23 protein-coding genes are annotated in these 18,309 nt (G+C 65.0%); 11 read left to right on the top strand and 12 right to left on the bottom strand.

Annotated elements, in window-relative coordinates; translation table 11 throughout:
* Positions 1–2 precede the first annotated feature (2 nt).
* The 3 genes from ACVWW6_RS25380 (at position 3) to ACVWW6_RS25370 (ending at position 2,723) form a co-directional block, all read left to right on the top strand.
* Complete coding sequence (locus ACVWW6_RS25380; protein ID WP_456681550.1) at positions 3–749, top strand: glycerophosphodiester phosphodiesterase; 747 nt, start codon at positions 3–5, stop codon at positions 747–749.
* A 228-nt stretch (positions 750–977) separates the two neighbouring features.
* Positions 978–2,234 (top strand): GNAT family N-acetyltransferase, encoded by a 1,257-nt coding sequence (locus ACVWW6_RS25375; RefSeq protein WP_456681549.1) that lies wholly within the window; start codon positions 978–980, stop codon positions 2,232–2,234.
* A gap of 60 nt (positions 2,235–2,294) precedes the next feature.
* On the top strand, positions 2,295–2,723 hold the full coding sequence (locus ACVWW6_RS25370) for an HIT family protein (RefSeq protein WP_060912520.1): 429 nt from the start codon (positions 2,295–2,297) through the stop codon (positions 2,721–2,723).
* Between the two features lie 121 nt (positions 2,724–2,844).
* Here ACVWW6_RS25370 and tsaA read toward each other — a convergent pair whose 3' ends face one another.
* The 4 genes from tsaA to ACVWW6_RS25350 form a co-directional block, all read right to left on the bottom strand.
* Complete coding sequence (gene tsaA, locus ACVWW6_RS25365) at positions 2,845–3,336, bottom strand: tRNA (N6-threonylcarbamoyladenosine(37)-N6)-methyltransferase TrmO (RefSeq protein WP_011087894.1); 492 nt, start codon at positions 3,334–3,336, stop codon at positions 2,845–2,847.
* A 30-nt stretch (positions 3,337–3,366) separates the two neighbouring features.
* Positions 3,367–3,717 carry an AzlD domain-containing protein gene (locus tag ACVWW6_RS25360; RefSeq protein ID WP_028171555.1) on the bottom strand — a complete coding sequence of 117 codons (351 nt, stop codon included), beginning with the start codon at positions 3,715–3,717 and terminating at the stop codon, positions 3,367–3,369.
* Positions 3,714–4,454 (bottom strand): AzlC family ABC transporter permease, encoded by a 741-nt coding sequence (locus ACVWW6_RS25355; RefSeq protein WP_060912523.1) that lies wholly within the window; start codon positions 4,452–4,454, stop codon positions 3,714–3,716. Before ACVWW6_RS25355 ends, ACVWW6_RS25360 begins: the two co-directional genes overlap by 4 nt.
* Positions 4,455–4,709: 255 nt before the next feature.
* The gene (locus ACVWW6_RS25350) at positions 4,710–5,732 is read right to left on the bottom strand and encodes a lytic transglycosylase domain-containing protein (RefSeq protein WP_231166498.1); all 1,023 of its coding nucleotides are present in this window, start codon (positions 5,730–5,732) and stop codon (positions 4,710–4,712) included.
* Positions 5,733–5,771: 39 nt separating this feature from the next.
* On the opposite strand from ACVWW6_RS25350, the gene ACVWW6_RS25345 reads away from it, so the two are divergent.
* A complete protein-coding gene (locus tag ACVWW6_RS25345; RefSeq protein ID WP_456681548.1) occupies positions 5,772–6,788 on the top strand; it encodes a TRAP transporter substrate-binding protein in 1,017 nt (338 codons plus the stop codon).
* Positions 6,789–6,858: 70 nt separating this feature from the next.
* Here ACVWW6_RS25345 and ACVWW6_RS25340 read toward each other — a convergent pair whose 3' ends face one another.
* The 8 genes from ACVWW6_RS25340 to ACVWW6_RS25305 form a co-directional block, all read right to left on the bottom strand.
* Positions 6,859–7,059, bottom strand: a complete 201-nt coding sequence (locus ACVWW6_RS25340) for a hypothetical protein (protein ID WP_011087899.1) — start codon at positions 7,057–7,059, stop codon at positions 6,859–6,861.
* 44 nt (positions 7,060–7,103) lie between these two features.
* Positions 7,104–7,346 (bottom strand): hypothetical protein, encoded by a 243-nt coding sequence (locus tag ACVWW6_RS25335; RefSeq protein WP_027548121.1) that lies wholly within the window; start codon positions 7,344–7,346, stop codon positions 7,104–7,106.
* A gap of 55 nt (positions 7,347–7,401) precedes the next feature.
* Positions 7,402–8,700, bottom strand: a complete 1,299-nt coding sequence (locus ACVWW6_RS25330; protein ID WP_456681547.1) for a glycoside hydrolase family 130 protein — start codon at positions 8,698–8,700, stop codon at positions 7,402–7,404.
* Between the two features lie 34 nt (positions 8,701–8,734).
* Positions 8,735–11,020, bottom strand: a complete 2,286-nt coding sequence (locus ACVWW6_RS25325) for a glycosyltransferase family 4 protein (RefSeq protein ID WP_028171549.1) — start codon at positions 11,018–11,020, stop codon at positions 8,735–8,737.
* Entirely contained in the window at positions 11,017–11,943 is a 927-nt protein-coding gene (locus ACVWW6_RS25320; RefSeq protein WP_028171548.1) for a class I mannose-6-phosphate isomerase, read from the bottom strand. The genes ACVWW6_RS25325 and ACVWW6_RS25320 overlap by 4 nt, the downstream gene beginning before the upstream one ends.
* Positions 11,944–11,953: 10 nt before the next feature.
* The gene (locus tag ACVWW6_RS25315; protein ID WP_011087904.1) at positions 11,954–12,325 is read right to left on the bottom strand and encodes a hypothetical protein; all 372 of its coding nucleotides are present in this window, start codon (positions 12,323–12,325) and stop codon (positions 11,954–11,956) included.
* Positions 12,326–12,400: 75 nt separating this feature from the next.
* On the bottom strand, positions 12,401–12,649 hold the full coding sequence (locus ACVWW6_RS25310; RefSeq protein WP_028171546.1) for a hypothetical protein: 249 nt from the start codon (positions 12,647–12,649) through the stop codon (positions 12,401–12,403).
* An 87-nt stretch (positions 12,650–12,736) separates the two neighbouring features.
* Positions 12,737–12,904 (bottom strand): hypothetical protein, encoded by a 168-nt coding sequence (locus tag ACVWW6_RS25305; RefSeq protein WP_456681546.1) that lies wholly within the window; start codon positions 12,902–12,904, stop codon positions 12,737–12,739.
* A gap of 190 nt (positions 12,905–13,094) precedes the next feature.
* Here ACVWW6_RS25305 and ACVWW6_RS25300 point away from each other — a divergent pair, with 190 nt between their 5' ends.
* From ACVWW6_RS25300 to ACVWW6_RS25270, 7 genes are all read left to right on the top strand, one after another.
* Positions 13,095–13,418, top strand: a complete 324-nt coding sequence (locus tag ACVWW6_RS25300; RefSeq protein ID WP_129557635.1) for a hypothetical protein — start codon at positions 13,095–13,097, stop codon at positions 13,416–13,418.
* 70 nt (positions 13,419–13,488) lie between these two features.
* Positions 13,489–14,127 (top strand): HAD family hydrolase, encoded by a 639-nt coding sequence (locus ACVWW6_RS25295; protein ID WP_060913133.1) that lies wholly within the window; start codon positions 13,489–13,491, stop codon positions 14,125–14,127.
* 151 nt (positions 14,128–14,278) lie between these two features.
* Positions 14,279–14,470, top strand: coding sequence for a hypothetical protein (locus ACVWW6_RS25290; protein ID WP_246740638.1), 192 nt, complete (start codon positions 14,279–14,281; stop codon positions 14,468–14,470).
* 115 nt (positions 14,471–14,585) lie between these two features.
* Positions 14,586–15,611, top strand: coding sequence for an aldo/keto reductase (locus ACVWW6_RS25285; protein ID WP_456681545.1), 1,026 nt, complete (start codon positions 14,586–14,588; stop codon positions 15,609–15,611).
* A 251-nt stretch (positions 15,612–15,862) separates the two neighbouring features.
* On the top strand, positions 15,863–16,201 hold the full coding sequence (locus ACVWW6_RS25280) for a c-type cytochrome (RefSeq protein ID WP_060912528.1): 339 nt from the start codon (positions 15,863–15,865) through the stop codon (positions 16,199–16,201).
* A 79-nt stretch (positions 16,202–16,280) separates the two neighbouring features.
* Positions 16,281–17,702: an MFS transporter gene (locus ACVWW6_RS25275; protein ID WP_028171540.1), complete on the top strand. Its 1,422-nt coding sequence runs from the start codon at positions 16,281–16,283 to the stop codon at positions 17,700–17,702.
* 126 nt (positions 17,703–17,828) lie between these two features.
* A complete protein-coding gene (locus tag ACVWW6_RS25270) occupies positions 17,829–18,287 on the top strand; it encodes a PEGA domain-containing protein (RefSeq protein ID WP_028171539.1) in 459 nt (152 codons plus the stop codon).
* The last annotated feature ends 22 nt before the right edge of the window (positions 18,288–18,309 follow it).

Genomic DNA, 18,309 nt, shown 5'->3' with positions numbered 1-18,309 from the left:
GAATGCGCGCCCCTGATTGGCTGACAGCCCGGCCGGTCGCCCATCGCGGCCTGCACGACATTTCCCGCGGAATCGTCGAGAACATGCCGGGCGCGGTCCAGGCTGCGATCACAGGCAATTTCTCGATCGAGGTCGACATCCAGCTCTCGGCCGACGGCGAGGCCATGGTCCATCACGACCATGCACTCGGCCGCCTCACCGAGGCCACCGGCGAGGTGATCGAGAGGACCGCGGCGGAGCTGAGGGCGATCAGGTTCAAGGACACGGACGAGCGGATGATGTCGCTGTCCGACCTCTGCGCCATGGTTGGCGGCCGGGTGCCGCTGGTGATTGAGGTGAAGAGCCATTTTGGCGGCGACCGCAAGCTGGTGAAGCGGATGGCCGAGGTGCTGGCGTCCTATCAGGGCCCCGCGGTCGGCATGTCCTTCGATCCCGACCAGGTGCTGGCGCTGCGCGAACTGCTGCCCTCCCGCCCGCGCGGCATCGTCGCGCAGCGGAGCTATGAGGACGAGTACTGGGCCAAGCTGACCGAGGCGCAGCGCGACAGCATGCTGTACCTGCGCCACGGCTTCCAGACCCAGCCGCATTTCGTCGCCTTCAAGGTCGACCACCTCCCGGCACCCGCCCCCTGGATCGCCCGCAATGTGTTCGGCTGCGCCCTGCTCGGCTGGACCGTGCGGACGCCGGAGCAGCGGACGCGAGTCGGACAATACGCGGACCAGATGATCTTCGAGGGGTTCGTGCCGTAGCCCTAGGGTCGTCCTGGCGAAAGCCAGGACCCATTACCCCAGGGAGGAGTCGTGGCCCGAAGCTGCAACTCCGAGTCATCGCCAAACCAAATTCTGTGGGTATGGGTCCTGGCTATCGCCAGGACGACTCGGGATAGATCTTTGCACAATCGCTGATACCGCGTTTGCATCTACACCTCAGTTCCCGCCCTCTTGAAGTCGCTGCTGCAATGCACGATCTTGGGCACGATGGCATCAACCGAAATCACGCTCGAGGCCGTACCGTCTATTGGCGAAGTGTCGCCCGAAGATTGGGACGCCTGCGCAAATCCCGGCAAGGCTCTTATCGAAAAGGCTTGCAACGGGCATGGCAAGGGATCCTCATCCGGGCTTCCAGGCGATTCGGCCGGTCTCTTAAAGCCTGCCTATAACCCGTTCGTCTCGCACGCGTTTCTCTCCGCCGTCGAGAAATCGGGTTCGGCAACGATCCGCACAGGATGGGGACCCCGGCATCTGGTCGCCAAGATCGACGGCCGCGTTGCCGGCGTCGTGCCCTGCTATCTGAAATCGCATTCGCAGGGCGAATACGTCTTCGACCGCGGCTGGGCTGACGCCTACGAGCGGGCCGGCGGGCGCTACTATCCCAAGCTCCAGGTCTCGGTTCCCTTCACCCCGGCGACCGGGCCGCGGCTGCTGGTCCGCGACGGTGTCGACCGCGAGCGCATCATGGAGGCGCTGGCGAGCGGGCTGGTGGCGCTGTGCGGGGTCAGCAAGGCCTCCTCTGTGCACGTCACCTTCGCGCGGGAGGCGGAGTGGAAGCTGCTCGCCGGGCACGGCTTCCTCCAGCGCACCGACCAGCAGTTCCACTGGCACAACGAGGGTTTTGCAAGCTTCGACGGCTTCCTCGCCACCCTGAACTCGCGCCACCGCAAATCGATCAAGCGCGAACGCCGCGACGCGCTCGCGTCCGGCATCACGATCCACTGGCTCACCGGAAAAGACATCACCGAGGAGGCCTGGGACGCCTTCTTCGAATTCTACATGGAGACCGGCTCGCGCAAATGGGGCCGTCCGTATCTGACGCGCGAGTTCTTCTCGCTGATCGGCGAGACCATGAGCGAGGACGTGCTGCTGGTGATGGCGCGCCGCAATGGCCGCTGGATCGCGGGCGCGATCAATTTCATCGGCTCGGACACGCTGTTCGGCCGCAACTGGGGCGCGGTCGAGCACCATCCGTTCCTGCATTTCGAGGTCTGCTACTATCAGGCGGTCGATTTCGCGATCACGCGCGGCCTCACACACGTCGAGGCCGGCGCGCAAGGCGAGCACAAGATCGCGCGCGGCTACCTGCCGAAGACGACCCATTCCGCCCACTTCATTGCCGATCCGGGCCTGCGCCGCGCCATCGACGATTACCTCAAGCGCGAGCGCGCCTATGTCGCCGAGGCCGGACGGGAGTTGGCCGAGCTCGGCCCGTTCCGGAAAGGCGCCGACGAGGCGCCTTGACGGTTCGATGCGGCTGGTGACAGTAAGCGCAAAATTCCGAGGAGCCGCCGAGGAGCTGCCATGACCGCCTACGACACCAACAACATCTTCGCAAAGATCCTGCGCGGCGAGTTTCCCTGCCACAAGGTCTATGAGGACGAGCACGTCTTCGCCTTCCTCGACATCATGCCGCGGGTGCCGGGCCATACGCTGGTGATCCCGAAGGCCCCTGCCCGCAACATCCTCGACATCAAGCCCGACGACTACGCTCACGTCGCCCGCGGCGCGCACAGGATCGCCGCCGCCGCGATGAAGGCGTTCAAGGCCGACGGCATCACCGTGCAACAGTTCAACGAGCCGGCCGGCGGACAGGTGGTGTTTCACCTGCACATGCACGTCTTGCCGCGCCACGACGGGGTGGCGATGCTGCCGCCCGCGAGCCGCAAGGAAGACGTCAAGGTGCTGGAAGAGAACGCGACCAAGCTGATCGCGGCGCTGAAGGCGGGCTGACTTTCTCCACATCGTCATTCCGGGGCGCGCCTCTTGGCGCGAGCCCGGAATCCATTTCACGACGATCTCTGCGGCCCGATGGATTCCGGGCTCGACGCTTCGCATCGCCCCGGAATGACGACTACTCCGTCTGGAAATCCCCGGCTTGCGGCGCGGCCAGCGGCGTGAACTCGCAGCGGTCAGGCTTGATGTCGATCAGCGGCGTGTTGTCGAGACAATCGAGCCCGCGCACCAGAATGGCATTGCCCTCGATGCCGACCAGCTTGACGATCGAGGTGCCGATCGGGTTGGGCCTGACCGGCGAGCGCAGCGAGAACGTGCCGCGGGTCTTCTCGTTGTTCTTCGGGCTTTGCAGGATGATGTCGCGGCGCGACTTGTCGAGCCAGTAGAGCACTTCGAGATTGCTGTAGAAGTCGACGCCCTTGATGGCCGGCACGAACGGCTCGAAGATCTCGAGGCGGCAGATCGGGCCGTCGTGCCGCCCCTGCCGCGGCGTCTCCAGCCGCGACGTCCAGGGCGTGCGGATGCGGCCGATGAAGACGAGGCCGGCATCCTCTGCGGGCGGCAGCTCGATGGCGACCTCGCCCTCGCGGAGCTCGTTTTCGCGAACCATATTTCCAGTTCCTTGCTGTTCGCGAAGGTTTTAGCCCAACCACCACGTGCCGGCCAGCATGAAGACTTCGCCCGTGACAACGCCCGCGAAGATCGAGCGGCGGGTCAGCAGGAAGACAACGAGGCCGGCGCCGACCGCGCCGTAGCGCAGGACATCGGACACGCTTGCCAATGCGCCCGGCGGCTCGACCACAATCTGGGCGATAACGCCGGCCAGGATCGCGGTGGCGACCGCCCTCACCCAGACCAGCAGCTCGGAACCCTCGTCGATACCGCCGCCGAACCACAGGCCCAGCATGCGCCAGATCTGGTTGGGCACGACGCCGGCGACGAACAGGACTGCGAGCGCATGCCAGTCGCCGATGAGCTGTGCGAAACTCATGCGCGCACCTCCCGCCACCAATGCACGCCGTAGGCGATCGACCCAGCCACCACGCCGCTGACGAGGATGTCGAGGCCGGAGTTCATCTTCGCCGCCAGCGGATAGAGCAGAATCCCGAGCGCCAGCGCGACCACGTCGGCGACCTCGCGGCTGTTGCGCGCGGTCGAGAACAGGAAGGACAGCGGCGTCAGCAGCAGGATCGCGGCGCCAAGCGTCTGCGTCAGGTTGGCGGCGAGGAAATAGCCGACCGTGTTGGCGGTGAGGCACACCGAGACCAGGCCACAGCCGAGCCCGTGGACAAAGGCGATGCGCCGCTCGCGCGGCACCTGCGGCAGGAAGCGGTGGCATTCGACCCAGAGCGTCACGGCGGTGAGATGCGCGGCGAAGACCAGCTCGCGCCGTTTCGTCTTCGGCGTGCGCATCAGCGGCAGCACCGAGACCACCATCGGAAAGAGGCGGATCGCACTGACCGTCACCGCGATCGCCGATTGGATGACGGTCGCGCCCGAGCCGAGCGTCGTGATCAGGATGATCTGCGCGGGGCCTGCCCAGACGAACAGCGTCGAGCAGAGCGCCCAGAGCAGGCTGAAATGGGTGTCGTGGGCGAGCGCGCCGATGCCGAGATAGGTCACGAACAGCACGATGGTGAGGATCGTCTGCGTGATCGAGCGCAGCCCCCACGCAAAGGCGCGCCAAGGACTTTGCCATTGAGGTGAATCGAGCGGAGGAAGCGCCACGGGACGGCCGGCTGGGGTTACGGAATCGTGCCTGCATAACGGGCAATGCGGCGGTCCGCGTCAAGGAACCGCGCGGCGGAGCTGGCATGCGCACGGCCAACACCCGCCGCCGTCATTCCGGGGCGCGACGAAGTCGCGAGCTATGATGCGCAATTGCGCATCTGAGAATCCATCAGGCCGCAGAGATTGTTGAACAATGGATTCCGGGTTCGCGCCAAGGGGCGCGCCCCGGAATGACGGCGGGAGAGAGTTGCCCTACCCGCTCACACCGCGGTTCTTCAGCACGAAGCAGGCACCGCCAGCCTTGCGGATGCGGTTGCAGAGATCATCCGCCTCGCTGCGCGTATCCGCGCCGATGCGCACCTGGTAGAACGCGCGCGTGCCGCGGCTGCGCATCACCGAACTCAGCAGGCTCGGGTCGCGCTCGCCGATCACCGCGCTCAGCCGCGTGACCGCGCGGGAATACATCGCCAATGCCCTGTTGCGGTCGAAGCCGGCGGCGAGCTGCACGCCCCAGATCTTCGCGGCGGCCAGCTCTACATGCTGCTCGAGCTCGGCGACGAACGGATTCGGCGCGCGCTTCAACAGGGCCATGAGATCGCGGCAGCTCGTCGGCGGCGCGCTCGGCGGGCCCTTGCCGGTACCGCCGGCCTTCGCCCAGGCATCCACCGTCGCACCGGTGATGGCATAGACGTAATTGCGGGTCTGCTCCGGCATCGGGCCGGTACCGGCCAGCCATTCCTGGACGCGGCGCGGCCCCGCATTGTAGGCGGCCGCCGCAAGCCCGAGATTGCCGAACTGGTTGCGCAGCTCGTTCAAGAATTCGGCCGATTTCGGCAAGGCCTGAACCGGGTTGAACGGGTCAAGCAGCCCGCGCTCGCTCGCGGTGCCCGGCATGAACTGTGCGATCCCCTGCGCATGCTCGCCGCTGCGCGTCATGGGCCCCACCGCATCGGCCTGGAATCGGCTCTCCTGCCAGATCACGCGGGCGAAGAATTCCAGCGGCAGGTTGGCGTCCCGCGCGGCCGCCTCGACGATCAGGCAGATGGACTCCCGCGTGTCGCTCTCGCGCGCATCCGCTGGCTTCTGCGGCGGCGTCGCCAGCTCCTCGACGCTCGGCACCGCGACGTCGGTCCCCGCGGGCGAGCTGTCCCCTGCCGCGACCTCTGTCGCAGAGGTCAGCAGCACGGCAACGGCGAGTGATGCAATTCGCGCCAACACTGCCCAAGCATCGCTGTGGCGCACGCCGGCGCGGCATGCGAGAAGATGATCCGCCATGTTGTGGCATCGTGCCATGGTTCGACGAGTTGCCAGTATATGCTGCCTGACCTGCTTCTCCCAATGCGTTTCCCCGCCAAACGGATCCGCGCGATCCTTGCCCTCGCCGCCCTGGTCCTGTCCGCCGCGCCGGCCATGGCGCAGGTCAACTGGCGGATGACCACGGAATATCCGCAAAGCAACATTTCCGGGATCGGCCTCACCACTTTCGCCGACCGCGTCGCGGCGCGCACCAACGGTTTCGTGACCGTGGCCAGCGCCTTCGACAACGAGCTCAAGATCAACTCGGGCGAGATGCCGCGCGCGGCGCTGGAGGGCCGGATCGCCGGCGGCGATGCCTTTGCGGGCGCACTGTCCGGCCTCGACCCGGTGCTCGCCCTTTCTACCCTGCCCTTCCTGGTGCAATCGGTCGACGTCGCTCGCGCCACCAGTGCGCGGGCACGCCCACTCTACGAAAAGGCGTTCGCCGCCCGCGGTCTCAAGCTGCTCTATCTGACGATCTGGCCGGCGACGGGCCTCTGGTCGGATCATGCGCTCGCAGGCGCCGACGATCTGCCAAAGCTGAACCTGCGGGCCTATGACGCCAGTTCCAGCGCGGTGATGCGCGCGGCCGGGGCCAATGCGCAGTTCCTGCCGATGGACAAAGCGCTCGCCGGATTGAAGGAGCACCAGCTGAACGCGTTCCTCACCTCCGGCGACGGCGGCGCGGGACGCAAGCTCTGGGACTTCCTGCCGCATTTCACGGCCATCAACTATGCGATGCCGGTCTCGATCGCCTTCGTCCGCAGCGAGGCGTTCGCGGAGCTGTCCGAGCCGATGCAGCGCGAGGTGATGGCGGCTGCGGCCGAGACCGAGCAGAGCCAGTTCGCGCTGCTGGCCCATCGCACGACCGAGAATTATGCGCGCATGCGCGACAACGGCGTCAACATCGCCGAGCCCGCACCGCCGTCCCTCGTCACCGCACTCCGCAACGCCGCGACGGACGCGATCGCCACCTGGGAGACCCAGGTCGGCGCGGATGCGGCGGCGATCGTCGAATGGGCGAGACAGCAATAAGGGGTCGCAGCCATCGGCATGCGACCGCTCCCCTGCGACGAGATGTCGGCTGATTTCCCGTTGCGCTGCCTCAGTTCTTGACGGGCACCAGGCTTTCGCCGCTGATGGCGCGGTCGAGGGCGTCGATCAGCGCCTGAATCTCGACGAACTTGTTGCGCGCCCGCTCGGCCGTGTCGCGCACAAAGGGAGCGGCCAGCACTTTCGCATGCGCGTCTCTGTCCTCGATCATGCGATCGCGGGCCTTCTTCAGGGTTTCAAGTCGCTCGCTCATGTAGGCTCCTCTGAAAAATATCTTCTCGATCGCAACCAGGGACTTTAGTCGAAGCCGGCCGGAAGCTCGCCTTTCCGGAAAAACACCGTCGGCTCATCGTCATAGTCACCCATTTCGGCATCGCCGCTGGACGAGAACGCAACGACACCGAGCTTGCTCAAGGCCAGTCTCTCCGCCGTTCGCAGCGCGCCGCTCTCCGATTTGCAGACGATCGGAGAGTCGGCCTTGAGATTCCCGCCCTTGCCGGCATTGAACGCCTGCACGACGTAGGTTGTTTGGCGAACCATGACGGCTCCTCTGACCCTGTTGGCAAACGGAAGTGACGTCAACGACTGCGAACGTTCAGCGTCGCATCGCATCCATGAGCGCGGAAATCCTGATCGTTGCGAAACTGGAGAAGGTGTCCGACACGGCATATGGCAGGATGATCTGGTCATTGTGCCTCATCGCGCCGCAGGTATAGACGACGTTGGGGACATACCCTTCGCGCTCGGACGGTTCAGGCCGCAACAGCGGCTCGCTCGAACGCGCCAGCACCCTGGATGGATCGTGCTTGTCGAGCAGCGCCGCTCCGATCGAGTATTTCCGGATAGGGCCGACACCATGCGTCAGCAGCAACCAGCCTTCGTCGAGTTCGATCGGCGACCCACAATTGCCGATCTGGACGAACTCCCAGGGAAACTGCGGTTTCAGAAGGGCCCGGCCGCCTTCCCATGTGGAGAGGTCGTCCGAATAGACCAGATACAGGTTCTCATTGTCCTGTCGCGCGATCATGGCATAGCTGCCGCCGATCTTGCGCGGGAACAGCGCCATGCCCTTGTTGTGGGCCGCAGCGCCCCGCAAAGGCGCCAGTCGAAACGACATGAAATCGCTGGTCTCGATCAATTCGGACCGGATCGCCCGCCCGCTGTAGGCCGTGTAGGTCGCGTAATAGGTCTTCCGATCGCCGTCGCTGAATTGGACAAAGCGCGCATCTTCGATGCCGTTCGATTGGGATTCGGTCACGGGAAAGATGACACGCTCGCTGAGATCTTCCTCGGGCCTGAACGTCAGCTCGACCCGGTCGCCGTCCGGGCCGGATGCGCGATGGCTGATCCGCGGGACCGAGGCAAGGCGAGCCGTCGGATCGACGGTCAGGCTCCCGTCAGCCGCGATCGTTCCGGTTCGAAACGTCAGCGACGACACATGCCCTTCGCCGATCGCCCGGAGACTGAGGATGAAGCGTTTGCCGCCCTCCGGGCTACCGGATTGATCGGGGTGCGGTACGATGCTCGGATTGAACAAGGCTGAGGCCTCGAACGAATACTCGCTGAGAAAATAGGCGCCGATCAGCTGGCGCTGGGCTTTCGAGAAGATACCGTGCGTTGCGAAAGCATCCTCCATATCGTCGGCGCGGGCCTCGAACCTCTCCAGGAGATTGCGATGTCGGCCCTCGAAATTATCGAGGACGTCCGCGAGCTGGGCCGCAACGGCTTCCGAATTAAGTGCGAGAACCCGCTCGACGATATGATTTGCGCGCATCTTGTCGGTCGGATTGAGATCGCGCGGTTCGGTCGCCGGCTTGAACGGCCGCACGATGACCCGCGCTGGATCGGGGCGCAGATGAAGTCCCTGCCGGTTCAGGAAGGAAGGTTGTGACACGGTATCCTCGGCTCGCTAGGTGGGAAGGTGAAGTTCAGGCGCCCACGGCGCGCAACGCGATCGGCCTTGTCAGGCTCGCGTTGACGCGCGCAAGCTGGCGCATCTCGGCAAGGCCGAGGAGATAGCAAACGACCGACTCACCCCCGCGGTTTTCGTTGGCGCGATCGGGGTGCAAGCCATCGCGGCAACTGCCGGTGAGCGGATCGACCAGCGCCACCGAGAGATCATTGCTGCCGAGAAACCAGGCGAAGGCTCGCGTTGCCATGGCCTTCCATTCGGCATCGCCATCCGCACGCCACGCCGTGAGGCAGGCCGCAATCGTCGCCGTTGCTTCCACCGGCTGCTGGTCGAAGGCACGGGGATGCTGCCGCTGCTCGCCGAAGCCAGAGGTGCCGACCGGCCGGAATTGACCTGCCGCGGTCGTTTGTTGCGTCATGAGCCAGCGCAACGACCGCAATCCCGCATCGATATATTGAGGCGTTTGCGTCGCCATGCCCGCGAGCATCAGGGCCTGCGGCAATCGCGCGTTGTCATAGGCCAGCCCCTCCTCGAACCACACCCAGTCCGGCGTCTCCACCGACGCCAGACAGGACATCAACCTGTCGGCAAGGGAATGCCGCACTTCCCTGGCATGGAGATCGTCCGGCGCCACGGCGCAGTAGGCGTCCAAACCCAGCAGCATGAAGGCCCACGCGCGGGGCGAACGAAAGCTCTCCGCGATCGACAATGCCTGCGCGAACAAGGCCGCAGCCCACCGGCGCCGCGCCGGGCTCGCGTCCGTGCGCGCCGCCTCACCCAAGGCCCAGAGGGTTCGCCCGTGACTGTCCTCGGAGCCCCTGTCTTCAAGCCAGGTGCGATTGAAGCCCATGAAGTTGCGAAACTGCCCGGTGTCGGGGTTCCACGCGTGCTGCACAAAGGCGGCAAAGCGGGCCGTCAGGACCTCCGACAGCGGTTGCTCGCCCGGATTGTTGAGGGCGCAGGCCAGCAGCAACGCTCTGGCATTGTCGTCGACGCAATAGCCGTGCGCGCGATCGGGCACCGAATGCACCGCATGCTGGAGCAGGCCGACATCGTCGCACATCGACAGGAAGTGGCCGATCTGCATATCCGGCGGCGCGGGGCCACGCAGTCCCGGCAAGCCCATGTCGGAGCGCGCAAACACCCTGGGCCGGTGACCGTGCCGTGCCGTCTCGAAGACCGACATGTAACGCTCGGCCGTGCATTCCCACGTCATCATTCGGCTCGCGGCATAGGCGCGCCGAGACATCGCCTGCCGTCGCACGTCGTCGGTGAGCAAGTTTGCGATTTCGCCGCCGATCGCGGCGGCATCGCCGAACGGCACCAGGACTCCGCATCCCTCAGTGAGCAACTCGCGGGCGTGCCAGTACGGCGTCGAGACCACCGGCTTCCCCAGCCCAAAGCTGTAGGCTAGCGTCCCCGACGTCATCTGGGCCTCGTTGAGATAGGGCGTGACATAGACGTCGCACATCGAAATGAATTCGAGCAACGTTGCCAAATCGACGAACCGATCGAGGAACACCACGTGATCCTGGATGCCAAGTTCACGCACCCGCGCCATCAGGCCCTCGCGATAGGCCTCGCCCTGGTCTCGAACCAGATTCGGGTGCGTTGCGCCGAGCACGACGTAGACTGCGTCCGTGCAGCGCTTCATGATCGACGGCATGGCGTCGATCATGACCTCGATGCCCTTGTTGGGCGATAGCAGGCCGAAGGTCAGAATGACCGACTTTCCCGCAAATCCGAGCCTGGCTTTCGCTGCGTCGGACCCGACGAATGCGACATCGGGAATGCCGTGCGCAATTACCTCGATCTTGTCGTCCGGCACCAGGTAGACGTCACGCAACAGCTCCCGGCCCTTGTTGGCCATCACCACGACCTTCGACGACGCGTCGACGATACGCTCCACGACGGCGCGTTGCTTGGCCGTCGGACGCGCCAGCACGGTATGGAACGTCGTCACGACCGGCATGGTGAGGCGCGACAACAGCACCAGGATATGGGCGCCGGCCTCGCCGCCGAAAATCCCGAATTCGTGCTGGAGGCACACGATGTCGAACCGGCCGGCATTGAGGAAATCAGCGGCGCGCATGTAGTCGTCGATATGGCCGTCCTTGATCTGAAAAGCGACCGCCGGAGGATAGTCGTAGGCCTGACCGGGATCGGTCATCGCCACGATGCTGGTCTCCAGATCCGCACGCGACATCGAGATCGCCTTGTGCAAGTCGGTCGTGAAGGTTGCAATTCCGCATCGGCGAGGCAGCGAGTTGCCGATGACGGCGATACGGTGGAGCGGCGTCATGTCGGTACCTCGATGATTTCACTTGATGTCGGCGCCTGAGCGGCGGTGGAATTTTTCGTCAGTCCCGTACAATCCTGCAGCAAGGATGCGATGGGATCCGGTCCCGGATAGGCGAGCAGCATGCTCATCCCGCTCGGGCCAATGTCGATACCGGCGCTGTCGGCCTCAATGAAGATGGCCTCTCCGACGGTCACGTTCGCCCGTCCGATGCGCCCCTTCCCGTCGATCACGAGGAGCCAGGCTTCGCGATCGGTATCGAGCTCCCAATGCGAATTGGCTTGAAGATCGATCCGCTCGAGCACGAAAGGCGAGCTCGCGACGAGAACCGTACGACCGTCGGTGAGACGCCGCGGAGGCAATTGCGTTGGCGGCGGCCAGGCATCGGAGGCGGCCACGGCACTGTCCTCATGCAGCTCGCGCTGCCGGCCAAAATCGAACAGACGGAATGTCGTATCGCTCTGCTGCTGAATCTCGGCGAGCACGATATTGGCGCCGATGGCGTGGATCGTGCCGCCGGGAACGAAGATGACGTCGCCTGGCGCGGCAGGACGCCATTGCACATGGCCCGCAATCGAGCCGTCCCTGATTGCCGCGCGCAATGCCTGCGGCGTGAGTTTCCGCTTCAACCCCAGCGCAACCCGCGCGCCCGGCGGCGCCGACAGGATGTACCACGCCTCCGTCTTCCCGTTCGGCAAGCCGATGGCGTGTGCGAATTCGTCATTCGGGTGAACCTGGATCGACAAGGGCTGGCTGGTGAACAGCAGCTTGAGCAGGAGCGCCGGGCTGGGCGCACGCTTGTCGATACGCCCAAGCCGCAACTCACCGACTGGATCAGCCGAAGCGTCGATGCTGCTCCAGGGACGCAGATCGACGCGGCCCCAGGGTTTGCGGGCGATCTCGACGGCGGCATGCTCGATGGTCATCCTGTCCGGCTCAAGCCAGCCGATGGAATGCCGGCGGCAACGGCTCGCGCACGAGCTCGCTCAGATCAAGGGCCTCACCACTTTCCTCAATGTCCGAGACCAGAACTTCGACAAACGGGTGTTGGCGGTTGAGCGTGACTCCAAGCTGGTACTTTGCACTGACGATGCGCTCGATCGACGCAAGATTCAGTTTGCCGAGCGCATTGTACTGACCACGGAACAGGCTTTGTTTGCCGACACGATGCGCGACCGAGGCGACCCAGATATCCATCACCTTGCGGCCAATGAACGCCTCGACCGGCTCAGCGCCATCCCGCGCGCTCAGTCGCAGCCCGTCCATGGTATGTGGCCCGTCATCGACGCCAAATTGTGTAAGTGACATGACAGATCCTCCTGTTAATGGCGCTTGTTCACGCCGTCAGCCCGCTGCCACGCCCGCGCTGCCTGGTTACAAGCCTCAACAACCGCGACAGATATTCTTCAGCTTCGCCGCGGTTCGGGCCTCTTCCGCAACGAATGGATCCTTGTATGGGGCCCGAGATATGTCGATTTCCACGGCAATGGACTTCTTCACCTTCGGAGGAAACGCGGCGTCGTAACAGGCGAGCCGTCCGCTCGTGCTTTCGATCTCGCGGCAGTCAGATTCACCGGCGATAGCGCCTTGCGCGAATGCGCCGAGCGTCAATACGACAAGGAGCGTTTTCATCCAGATACCTTTCCGGGGCGGCGTTCACACGAGGCATTCTCTTGCGATGGACCCGGGCGCGCCATGTGACGAACCGCAGGCGTCACCTCATGCCTCGAACTGGTCGAACTCATCGGAGAGCAGAATCCGGCCTTGCGGTGTGCATATCCGCACGTCGAGATAGCCTTCCTGCAACAGCTCCCTCGCCTTCTTCAAAGCGGCAGCCGTTGTGGCGCGACCCAAGCTGACGTAGCCGCTTTGATCGCGCGCGCTCACCAGATATTGCAGTGGCGTCCTATCCACGCAGAAAAGCCGCCGCGGCCACCAGAAGCAGTAGAAACATCGGGACGATCACCGGCGGCACGATCCAGTCGGCCAGACGAAATCGAGGCATGCACGCTCTTCCTCGTTCGGCGGGAGCGCTCGTGACCCTCAGTCACCGATGGAAGCCGTGGGAAGGGCGGTGATGACGCGACTCTACGCTTACGTCCCGCCAATAGCGAGCTTTATAACGGGGCGCGACATCAGCGAACGCGATTTCGACGGATCAACCATTTCGAATTGTCTGAAATGCCGCGGCAACAAGACGGCTGACGGCGCCGGATCCGAGATTGCTCCTGGTTTCCTCGCCAAATCTGTCCGCGAGCGCCGCCTTCCTGAACCTCTCCGCAGCCTGTGCCGACCGACGCATACCGGGAGATTGCATTGTCCGGAACAAGCTCAGCGCCGCCAGGCATTATTCAGCTTGGTCGCGCTGCATTCTGATCGTCGAATGCGCAAGACGGCATGATGCAAGGGTCTTGACTTGAGGCCTGATCCAATTAGCAACGGGCGGCAGTCTCCACGCCGGTTCCGCATTGATGATGACAATCTATTTCGATCTCGACGGCACCCTGACCAACCCGAAGCCTGGGATCACCCGCTCGATCCAATACGCGCTTGAGCGCTTGAACCTCGCGGTGCCGAGCGAGGACAAGCTGACCTGGTGCATCGGGCCTCCGCTGCATGCCAGCCTGAAAAAGCTGACGGGCACCGACGAGCTCGCCGACCGGGCGCTGCTGCTCTATCGTGAGCGCTTTGCCGATATCGGCCTGTTCGAAAACGAGGCCTATGCCGGCATCACGGACACCTTGGCGACGCTGGCCGCGACAACACCGCGCATGTTCGTCGCCACCAGCAAGCCCGCGGTCTACGCCACGCGTATCGTCGATCATTTCGGCCTGAAGCCCTATTTCGAACGCGTGTTCGGCTCCGAGCTCGACGGCACGCGCGTCGACAAGCGCGACCTGCTCCGCCACGCCCTCGACGAGGCCAGGGTCGATCCCACCAGTGCGATCATGATCGGCGACCGCAGCCATGACGTGGTCGGCGCCCGGACCAACGGCATGACCGCGATCGGCGTGCTCTATGGCTATGGCAGCGAGGCCGAGCTGCGGGACGCCGGCGCACATCACATCTGTGCCGCGCATCCGGACTTGCTCGGCCACTGCCTGGCGTAGGACGCCCATCCCGGCCAGCCATCACCGCAAGCCTTCGTCCTGAGCGAAGGCAGCGCTCGGCAATTCCAGATTGTCTTGGTTGGCAGCCTGCATCAGGCTGGCTCGCATGAGGACTCACGCCACGACAAGCGGATCCGAACTGTTGCTGGGCATGATCGCGATCCGGCTCGCGGCGCTGGTCGTGGTGGGCTGGAGCCTTGCGCTCCTGCCGCGGCAGGCGCGCACCGTTGAGCTCGCCTGCACGCCCTCTGTCGCAGCAGCAATCAAGACGCAGGCTTCAGTGGAAACCGTCGGCCCGCGCGTCGTCGATGCCGCGTTCGACGACATGCTTCGGCACGACTAGAGCGTTCCCGAGCAAGGCCGGTATGTGACTGCGCGATAGGACAAGGCGCTCGCTTGCGCTAACTTCGGCGCCAAGGCCGCATCGATCAACCAGCGGCCAGCCGAGGAGCATATCGATGGAATACCGACGCTTGGGCCGGTCAGGCCTCATCGTGCCCGCTCTGAGTCTTGGAACCGGCACCTTCGGCGGCGTCGGCCGCCTCGCTGCGTGGGGCACCACGGACGCGAGCGAAGCCCGCCGCCTTCTCGATATCTGTCTCGAGGCCGGCGTGTCGATGTTCGACACCGCCGACGTCTATTCGCTCGGCGAGTCCGAGCGTGTTCTCGGCGAAGCCATCAAGGGCCGCCGCGACAAGGTTTTGGTCTCGACCAAGGCGACGTTCCGCTTCGGCGACGGGCCCAACGATATCGGCTCGTCACGGCAGCATCTGCTCGCGGCCATCGACGGCTCGCTCGCCCGGCTCGGCACCGACTACATCGACCTGTTCCAGCTCCATGGCTTCGACGCCTTCACCCCGCCTGAAGAGGTGCTCGCCACCCTCGACGTGCTCGTGCGCGCCGGCAAGATCCGCTATGTCGGCGTTTCGAACTTTTCAGGCTGGCACCTGATGAAGTCGCTCTCCGTCGCCGACAAGCACGGCTTCCCGCGCTACGTCGCCAATCAGACCTACTATTCATTGATCGGCCGCGACTATGAGTGGGAGCTGATGCCGCTCGGCCTCGACCAAGGGATCGGCGCCGTGGTCTGGTCGCCGCTCGGATGGGGACGCCTCACTGGAAAGATCCGCCGGGGGCAGCCGAAGCCCGAGGTCAGCCGCCTGCCCAAGACTGCCGATTTCGGCCCGCCCGTGCCGGACGAGCACGTCTATCGTGTGGTCGACGCGATCGACGAGGTCGCCAGGGAGACGGGAAAGAGCGTCTCGCAGATTGCGCTGAACTGGCTGCTCCAGCGTCCAACGGTCTCGACGCTGATCATCGGCGCGCGCAACGAGACGCAGCTGCGCGAAAATCTCGGCGCGGCCGGCTGGTCGTTGACCAAGGACCAGGTCGCAAAGCTCGATGCTGCGAGCAAGGTGACGCTGCCCTATCCCTACTGGCACCAGCGCACGACCTTCACCGACCGCAATCCGCCGGCGGTGTAGCGCGCCCGGGCTTGAGCTGCATCAAGCCCGCTCGCGTCGGCCGTGGCATCGTACGGTCCTCGCGAGGCTTCCGATGCGCCGATTTGCCATGAAGGCCCTGTTTACGGCCCTCACTTTCAGAAAGGGTGAGAGAGAGAGGATCGATTGGGATCGCCGCATTCTGATCTTCTCGACAGTGGTAACGATCGTTTTGATCGCACTCTACGTCTGGGGCAAGGCAAACTCGCGCTGAGAATGACGGGGAATGCTCGATGAAGAGGTTCGTGCCGGCCCTGCTGGCCGTTGTCGTGCTATGGAGCACCGGCAGTCAAGCCATGGACTTCGAGCAGCGGCACGCTGAAGCACTGTTGCAGCGGATGTGCTCGCGGTGTCACGCGGTCGGGAAGACCGGCACGAGCCCGAACAAGGTGGCGCCGCCGTTTCGCCGCCTCGGCGAGAACAAGCTCTACGATCCCGATTTCATGCAGCGCCTTCAGGACGGCTACAGCAGCATTCACCGCTTCATGCCGACGTTTCGATTCGGCCGCGACGACGCCGAGGCCGTGGTAAACTACCTCAGAGCGATTCAGGAGCCGCAGAAGCCGAAATAGCCATCGGCTTTGGCTGGAACCATCCCGGGTCGGATCAAGTTGCGAACGAGCAACTGCGCCTCAACCGAACACGATTACCATGTCGTCCGCCCCAACAGTGCATGCCGACGGCCTGCCGCAGCCCCAGCGCAACCAGGCGATCCTGACCATTGCGCTCGGCATCATCATGGCGGTGGTCGACAGCGCCATCGCCAACGTCGCGCTGCCGACGATCGCGGCCGACCTCGACGCGAGCCCGGCCTTCTCGATCTGGATCGTCAACGGCTACCAGCTCGCGATCACCATCTCGCTGCTGCCTCTGGCTTCGCTCGGCGAGATCGTCGGCTATCGCCGCGTCTATCTGGTCGGGCTCGTGCTGTTCACGCTCGCATCCGCCTTCTGCGCGCTGGCGCATACGCTGCCGCTGCTGACGGTCGCACGCATCGTCCAGGGCTTTGGCGCGGCCGGCATCATGAGCGTCAACGCGGCGCTGGTGCGCTTCACCTATCCGCGCAGTCTGCTCGGCCGCGGCATCGGGCTCAATGCTCTTGTCGTCGCTTGCTCGGCCGCGGTCGGCCCGACGCTCGCGGCCGGCATCCTCGCGGTCGGAAGCTGGCCCTGGCTGTTTGCCATCAACGTGCCGCTCGGCGCGGTGACGCTGGTGCTCGGCCTGCGCAGCCTGCCGCACACCAAGCCCGCGAGCCATTCCTTCGACTGGCAGAGCGCGGGTCTCTCCGCGATCACCTTCGGCGTCGGCATTGCCGCGATCGACAGCGTCGGCCATGGCGAGGCCGCGCTCACCTGCCTCGTCCAGTTCGCCATCGCTCTCGTCGCCGGTGCGCTGCTGATCTACCGCGAGACACACATGGCCTCGCCGCTGCTGCCGGTCGACCTCTTGCGCATCCCGGTGTTCGCACTGTCGATCGCGACCTCGATCGCGTCGTTCTGCGGGCAGATGCTGGCCTTCGTCGCGATCCCGTTCTATCTCCAGAGCCGCTTCGGCTATTCCGCCGTGCATATGGGCCTCTTGATCACGCCGTGGCCGATCGCGATCGCCTTCGCGGCCCCCCTCGCCGGCCGCCTGGTCGAGCATTATCCGGCGGGCCTGCTCGGCGGCATCGGCCTCACGCTGTTCGCCTGCGGGCTCGGCGCGCTGGCCCTCCTGCCTGCCGCGCCAACGCCGCTCGACGTGATCTGGCGGATGGCGCTGGCCGGCGCCGGCTTCGGCCTGTTCCAGACCCCCAACAACCGCACCATGATCGCAGCCGCCCCGCGCGAGCGCGCCGGCGGCGCCAGCGGCATGCTGGGCACGGCGCGGCTGCTCGGCCAGACCACGGGCGCGGCGCTGGTGGCGCTGTTCCTCGGCCTCTATCCAATTGACGGAACCCGAGTCGCGCTCCTCGCTGGCGTCGGATTTGCGCTCTGCGGCGCGGTGCTGAGCATGCTGCGGCTCTCGCCCGCAGGCGCGCGCGGCGCCGAGCAAGTCCGCGTGCAGGACGACCAGCGCCTGCGCGGCGAATAGACCGGCCCACGCGCAGGTTCGCCCCCCTTCTCCGCACAACCGGTGCGTGCTTAACTATCTGGACCAATGACGTATTGCCCTCCCGCCCTGGTTGCGCTTCACTGCGGACGGGACAAGGGGCATTTCATGCGTTCAATTGGAATTGTGGCGCTCAGCGTCATGCTGGGCGGCTGCGCGTCTGTCACGCGCGGCACGACCGAGAATATCAGCATCTCATCGACACCTTCAGGCGTTGAAGCCGTCGTCAGCGGAATGGAGGTTCCGACCACCTGCACGACGCCCTGCTCCGTGGTCGTCAAGCGGAACGCCGACATCTCCATCACCTTCCAGAAGGACGGCTACGAGCCGCAGATCGTCCCGCTCAGCCGCGACATACAGACCGGCGGCGCCGCCGGCTTTGCCGGCAATCTCTTGCTGGGCGGTGTCGTCGGCATGGGGGTCGATGCCGCGACGGGCGCGGCAACCGATCACAAGCCGAATCCGGTCATCGTCACGATGCAGCCGTCCGCTCCCGCCCGCGCACGGCCAACCGCGCCGAAGAAACCGCGGCCGCCTGCGGCACCCGCGCCTGACACCGGCACTTAAAGCCCCGCACTGCGACACAAAC

This window comes from Bradyrhizobium sp. USDA 3311 (assembly GCF_054062495.1).
This window is presented reverse-complemented; position numbering and strand designations above follow the sequence as displayed.

Excerpts from the sequence above, each read along its gene's own strand:
- ACVWW6_RS25380 (WP_456681550.1), top strand. The coding sequence starts at position 3 with ATGCGCGCCCCTGATTGGCTGACAGCCCGGCCGGTCGCCCATCGCGGC.
- ACVWW6_RS25375 (WP_456681549.1), top strand. The coding sequence starts at position 978 with ATGGCATCAACCGAAATCACGCTCGAGGCCGTACCGTCTATTGGCGAA.
- ACVWW6_RS25370 (WP_060912520.1), top strand. The coding sequence starts at position 2,295 with ATGACCGCCTACGACACCAACAACATCTTCGCAAAGATCCTGCGCGGC.
- tsaA (WP_011087894.1), bottom strand. The coding sequence starts at position 3,336 with ATGGTTCGCGAAAACGAGCTCCGCGAGGGCGAGGTCGCCATCGAGCTG.
- ACVWW6_RS25360 (WP_028171555.1), bottom strand. The coding sequence starts at position 3,717 with ATGAGTTTCGCACAGCTCATCGGCGACTGGCATGCGCTCGCAGTCCTG.
- ACVWW6_RS25350 (WP_231166498.1), bottom strand. The coding sequence starts at position 5,732 with ATGGCGGATCATCTTCTCGCATGCCGCGCCGGCGTGCGCCACAGCGAT.
- ACVWW6_RS25345 (WP_456681548.1), top strand. The coding sequence starts at position 5,772 with ATGCTGCCTGACCTGCTTCTCCCAATGCGTTTCCCCGCCAAACGGATC.
- ACVWW6_RS25340 (WP_011087899.1), bottom strand. The coding sequence starts at position 7,059 with ATGAGCGAGCGACTTGAAACCCTGAAGAAGGCCCGCGATCGCATGATC.
- ACVWW6_RS25335 (WP_027548121.1), bottom strand. The coding sequence starts at position 7,346 with ATGGTTCGCCAAACAACCTACGTCGTGCAGGCGTTCAATGCCGGCAAG.
- ACVWW6_RS25325 (WP_028171549.1), bottom strand. The coding sequence starts at position 11,020 with ATGACGCCGCTCCACCGTATCGCCGTCATCGGCAACTCGCTGCCTCGC.
- ACVWW6_RS25320 (WP_028171548.1), bottom strand. The coding sequence starts at position 11,943 with ATGACCATCGAGCATGCCGCCGTCGAGATCGCCCGCAAACCCTGGGGC.
- ACVWW6_RS25315 (WP_011087904.1), bottom strand. The coding sequence starts at position 12,325 with ATGTCACTTACACAATTTGGCGTCGATGACGGGCCACATACCATGGAC.
- ACVWW6_RS25310 (WP_028171546.1), bottom strand. The coding sequence starts at position 12,649 with ATGAAAACGCTCCTTGTCGTATTGACGCTCGGCGCATTCGCGCAAGGC.
- ACVWW6_RS25300 (WP_129557635.1), top strand. The coding sequence starts at position 13,095 with ATGACGCGACTCTACGCTTACGTCCCGCCAATAGCGAGCTTTATAACG.
- ACVWW6_RS25295 (WP_060913133.1), top strand. The coding sequence starts at position 13,489 with ATGATGACAATCTATTTCGATCTCGACGGCACCCTGACCAACCCGAAG.
- ACVWW6_RS25290 (WP_246740638.1), top strand. The coding sequence starts at position 14,279 with ATGATCGCGATCCGGCTCGCGGCGCTGGTCGTGGTGGGCTGGAGCCTT.
- ACVWW6_RS25285 (WP_456681545.1), top strand. The coding sequence starts at position 14,586 with ATGGAATACCGACGCTTGGGCCGGTCAGGCCTCATCGTGCCCGCTCTG.
- ACVWW6_RS25280 (WP_060912528.1), top strand. The coding sequence starts at position 15,863 with ATGAAGAGGTTCGTGCCGGCCCTGCTGGCCGTTGTCGTGCTATGGAGC.
- ACVWW6_RS25275 (WP_028171540.1), top strand. The coding sequence starts at position 16,281 with ATGTCGTCCGCCCCAACAGTGCATGCCGACGGCCTGCCGCAGCCCCAG.
- ACVWW6_RS25270 (WP_028171539.1), top strand. The coding sequence starts at position 17,829 with ATGCGTTCAATTGGAATTGTGGCGCTCAGCGTCATGCTGGGCGGCTGC.